We start from the raw sequence: 4,778 nt of genomic DNA on the forward strand, positions 1-4,778 counted from the left end.
GCTGTCTCCGGGCCCCCCCGGCTTTACCCCCACTTATATTGGTGAGTCCCGGTCCCCGGGGGGGTGGGGGTTTTTTTGGGGGGGGGGGGGGCCCCCCCCCCCCCCCCCGCCTCTTCGCCCGTGCTCAGCCCGCCTCGACGAACTCCTTCGCGTGCTGGAGCGTCACCAGGCTGTTGCCGCCCGCCGCGCGCCGGATGAAGTCACGGGCGGACGCCACCGTGCCGGACTCCCCCAGGACCTTCGTGATGTTGGCCTCGTTCACCGTGACCGTGTGCCGGGAGACGGCGAGGACACCGCCATCGGTCTGAGCGAGGGACCACTCGCCGGTGTGCGCGGCCATCAGGGACGGCGGCACCAACTGCTTGTACGCGATCTTCAGCTCGTCCGCCAGACAGATCCGGATCGACTCCGTGGTGTGGACCGATCCGTCCTTCGCCAGCGTGTCCATGGACATCGCCTGGACGCCCGGCACGTCTTCCCTCAGGTCGAGCCGTGCCACGTGCGGCAGCCGCCCGGGCCACTGCGCCGCCCGGTACAGGAAGTCGTACACCTCCCGCGCCTCGCCCTTGACGGTCACCGAGTCCTCGAACGAGAAGACCAACTCGCCCATCCGGTGCCAGCGTTCGGCGACCGCCTTGATGTTCGCCAGCTCCGTGCCGCTGTTGCGGTCGGTGGCCGTCCTGATCCACTCCAGACTCCCGGGGTCGTCGTCGACGGCGGTGAAGTCATGGGTGAGGGCCAGCCGGGTGCCGCCCTCGGGCCGGGCTTCGGCGGTCCACGTACCGGACATGGAGGCCACCGGGGCGGAGGACACCTCCTGCCGGAACTCGACGCGGAGCGCCTCGGGTCGACGCACCCGCAGCGAAGTCCACGTCTTCACCTCGTCGTTGGCGGTCGCCCAGATGCGCAGCCGCTCGGTCGGGCCGTCCAGCGGCGTCTGCTCGACCCGGAGCGTCGGCGCGAAGTGCTGTGGCCACGCGGCTGCTTCGGCGATCACCCGGTAGACGGTGTCCGCAGGTGCGTCGATGCCGATCTCGTGACTGGTGTGCTCGGACTGCTGGGAGGACACGTGCCCACCTCTCCTCGGATGAACGGGGCGAACCGGTCAGTAGATGCCCAGGCCGCCGCAGACGTTCAGGGCCTGCGCGGTGATCGAGGCGGCGGTGTCGGTGACCAGGTAGTCGACCAGACCCGCGACCTCCTCGGGGGTGGAGTAACGACCCAGCGGGATCTTGTCGTTGAACTGGGAGAGCACCTCCTCCTCCGAGATGTCCAGGGTGTCCGCGTACGCCCTGCGAACGCGCACGGCCATCGGCGTCTCCACATACCCGGGACACACGGCGTTGACGGTGACCCCGGTCCTCGCCAGCTCCTTCGCCAGCGCCTTGGTGAAGCCGATGACGCCGGCCTTCGCCGCCGAGTACGGGGCGCCCAGGGGGACGCCCTGCTTGCCGCCCGTGGACGCGATGTTGATGATCCGTCCCCGCTCCGACCCGTCGAGACCACCCGCCCGCAGCGCCTCGCGCGTGACGAGGAAGACGCTGTTGAGGTTGGTGTCGATCACGTCGTACCAGAGCTCGTCGGGAATCCGCGCGGTCACTCCGCCGCCGCTGCGCCCCGCGTTGTTGACCAGCACGTCGATCGGCCCGAATCGCGCGACGGCCGCCGCGACCAGAGCGCGTACCGCTTCCGGCGACCGTACGTCCGCGGCCGCGCCGTCCACTTCCAGGCCCTCGTCGGCCAGTTCCTTCACGGTCGCATGCACGGTGTCCTCGGAGCGTGCGCACAGGAAGACCCGCAGACCGCGGGCCGCCAGGGCGCGCACGACTGCCAGGCCTATCCCGCTGGTTCCGCCCGTGACCAGGGCGACGCTCGTGTTCGTGGTCTCCATCGGCACTCCGTCCGCTCGTCTCCTCGACTCCTCACGCACGATCTCGTTCTCGGCTCAAGGATCGGCCGAACGTCCCTGGAGCAGCGGTGGCCACAGTCGGGGGCGTGGTGGACACGATGGTTATCGGCGGTACCGGCTACGTCGGACGACAGGTGTGCGACGTCCTCTCCGGACTCGGACACGACGTGCTCGCGGTCGGCCGCGACCCGGCGAAGGCCCCACCGGGCCTGCCCTTCGCCCCCCTCGACCAGCCGGACGCGCTGGAAGGTCTCCTCACAGCCGTCCGGCCGCGGGTCGTCGTCAACGCGGCCGGCGGGGTGTGGGAGGTGAGCGACGCACAGATGCTGGGCGCGAACGTCGCCCTCGTCGAACGACTGCTCACCGCGCTGGTGCGGGCGGCCCGTCGTCCGTGCCTGGTGCACCTCGGCTCGGCACATGAGTACGGCGGCGCACCGCACGGCACGAGCACCCACGAGAGCACACCGACGAACCCGCGCACGACCTACGGCCTCGCCAAGCTCCGCTCCACGCGCCTGGTCTGCGCCGCGTTCGACGGCGGGCTGCTCGCCGGTACGGTGCTGCGGCTCTCCAACGTGCTGGGACCCGCGGCTCCGCGCAGCAGCCTGCTGGGCGCGGTCGTACGACGGCTGCGGGAGGCCCTGGCCACCGGCGACACGGCCCGGCTGCCGCTCGACGCACCACTCGCGTACCGCGACTTCGTGGACGCCCGGGACGTCGCCTCGGCCGTGGCCTCGGCCGCCGCCCGCCCGGCCGGCCGGGCGGTCAACATCGGCGGCGGTACCCCCGTGCGGATCCGCCGGGTCATGGAGCGGCTCATCGAGATCAGCGGCGCGCCCGCCGAGATCGTCGAGCGGACCGGCGGGCGGCGTGCCCGCGACAACGGCGACTGGCAGCGGCTCGACCTCACCACCGCCGCCCACGCCCTCGACTGGGCACCCCGGCACACGCTGACGGACTCCCTGGACTGGGCCTGGTCGGCGGGCCAGGCCCCCTGACGCACACGGGCCAAGTGCCCTGACCCACAGGGGACGTGATCCGGTGCCTCCGGCCCGGTCGCGTTTCCCACCGCATTCGAGCCCGCCGGATCACGGTCCCCGGGACGAGGAAGGACATCGAGAAATGACAACGACGAACATGATGCCCGTGGCCGACGGTACGGCTCCGGGGAGTTCCCTGGAGCCGCTCGCCGGCCTCGTCGGCGGCCCGCGGGTCGACCACCTGCTGACCGCGGCCGCCCGGCGTGCCCCCGACCGTGTGGCCCTGCGCTCGGCCACCGAGGAGATCAGCTATGCCGCACTGGAGGCACTGACCGACCGGTGCGCGGCCATGGTGCAGGGGCTGGTGGACGGTCCCGGCGAGGTCGTGGCGATCGCGGGGCTGATGGACCCCGAGTTCGCACCGCTGTTCTTCGGCATCTCACGGGCGGGCAACGCCAGCGCCGTACTGAACCCGTTCCTGCCGGCGGAACGCCTCGCCCATGTGCTGACCACCTCCGGCGCCCGCGTCGCCGTACTGTCGCCGGAGATGTACGAGCGGATCGCCGAGGTACGAGGGCGGGCGCCCCTGCTGGAGACCGTCGTCCTCACCCGCCGCACCGAGGGGCTGGACGCTCTGCCCACCCTGGACGAACTGCTGGCGGCGGCGCCCGGGTCCGCGGATCCGGCCGGCGTCACCGAGGACCCCGACGCCCTCGCCTGCCTCCAGTTCACCAGCGGGACCACCGGCTCGGCGAAAGCCTGCCGGCTGAGCCATCGCAACCTCACCGTGAACGCCGCGCAGACCGTGTACGCGCAACAGGTCGACGAGTCGTCGGTCGTCTTCAACTGCCTGCCCACGTTCCATCTCATGCATCTGACGCTCGCGGTCACCGCTGTGGCGACACACGTACTGTGGCCCGGCGCGGACTCGGTCGCCTCGGTCCGGGCGGCCGACCGGCTGCGTGCGACCCACTACTACAGCCTGCCCGTGCGGCTCTCCCGGCTGGCCGCCGACCCGCTCCTCACCGGTCTCGAGGCGCCGGCACTGCGCGCGATCCTCTCCGGCGGCTCCTCGCTGCCGAAGCAGGCCGCGCTGGCCCTCGCCCAGCAGTTCGGCGTGCCGGTCGTCCAGGGCTACGGGCTGGCCGAGACCTCGCCGTCCATGCACCTGGGCACCCCGGACCGGCCGAAGCCCGGTTCGTGCGGGCAGGCCGTGCCCGGCGGCGAGACCCGGATCATCGACGTCGACACCCGCGAGGTGCTGCCGGCCGGTGCGAAGGGCGAGATCCAGGTCCGCGGACCCCAGCTCATGCAGGGCTATCTGGGCCGGTCCCTGGACCAGGACACCGACGCGGACGGCTGGTTCTCCACGGGCGACGTCGGCGTCCTCGACGAAGAGGGTTTCCTGTTCTGGACCGACCGCATCAAGGACACCTTCAAGTGCGACAACTGGCTGGTGTCCCCGACGGAGATCGAACGCGTGCTGCTGCGCCATCCGGCGGTCGAGGACTGCGTCGTCCTCGACACCCCCGACGAGGAGCGGGGAGCCGTGGCCTGCGCGCTCGTCGTCCCCCGTGACCGCGGGGCGGCCGCTCCGGACGACTTCGCCGCGTACGTCAATCCCAAGGTGCCGTACTACGAGGAACTGCGGCGGGTCGTCCTGGTGGACACGATCCCGCGGTCCGCCACGGGAAAGGTGGAACGCCGGCTGCTGCGCGACCGGTTGCTGGCCGGCGAACTCGGCTGAGACCTCGGACGCGGGGGCGGGGGGGGGGGGGCCGCCGCCCCCCCCCCCCCCCCGGGCCGGGGGGCCCCCCCCCCCCCCGCGCCCCCCCCAGGGGGGCCGAACGCGCCGCGGGCACCCCCCGCCGAGCGGGGGGGGGGGCGGG

Annotated in this window: 4 protein-coding genes; 2 read left to right on the plus strand and 2 right to left on the minus strand. The window is 72.4% G+C overall.

What is annotated here, in order from left to right; genetic code table 11:
* Positions 1 to 124 precede the first annotated feature (124 nt).
* Positions 125 to 1,069 carry an aromatase/cyclase gene (locus ACH4YP_RS47965; RefSeq protein WP_361073353.1) on the minus strand — a complete coding sequence of 315 codons (945 nt, stop codon included), beginning with the start codon at positions 1,067 to 1,069 and terminating at the stop codon, positions 125 to 127.
* A 36-nt stretch (positions 1,070 to 1,105) separates the two neighbouring features.
* A complete protein-coding gene (gene fabG, locus ACH4YP_RS47970; protein WP_361073355.1) occupies positions 1,106 to 1,891 on the minus strand; it encodes a 3-oxoacyl-ACP reductase FabG in 786 nt (261 codons plus the stop codon).
* An 86-nt stretch (positions 1,892 to 1,977) separates the two neighbouring features.
* Here fabG and ACH4YP_RS47975 point away from each other — a divergent pair, with 86 nt between their 5' ends.
* Positions 1,978 to 2,907 (plus strand): NAD-dependent epimerase/dehydratase family protein, encoded by a 930-nt coding sequence (locus tag ACH4YP_RS47975; RefSeq protein WP_398497922.1) that lies wholly within the window; start codon positions 1,978 to 1,980, stop codon positions 2,905 to 2,907.
* 124 nt (positions 2,908 to 3,031) lie between these two features.
* A complete protein-coding gene (locus ACH4YP_RS47980; RefSeq protein WP_398497924.1) occupies positions 3,032 to 4,636 on the plus strand; it encodes a class I adenylate-forming enzyme family protein in 1,605 nt (534 codons plus the stop codon).
* Positions 4,637 to 4,778 lie beyond the last annotated feature (142 nt).

Source organism: Streptomyces sp. NPDC020747 (assembly GCF_044334695.1).
GTDB lineage: Bacteria > Actinomycetota > Actinomycetes > Streptomycetales > Streptomycetaceae > Streptomyces.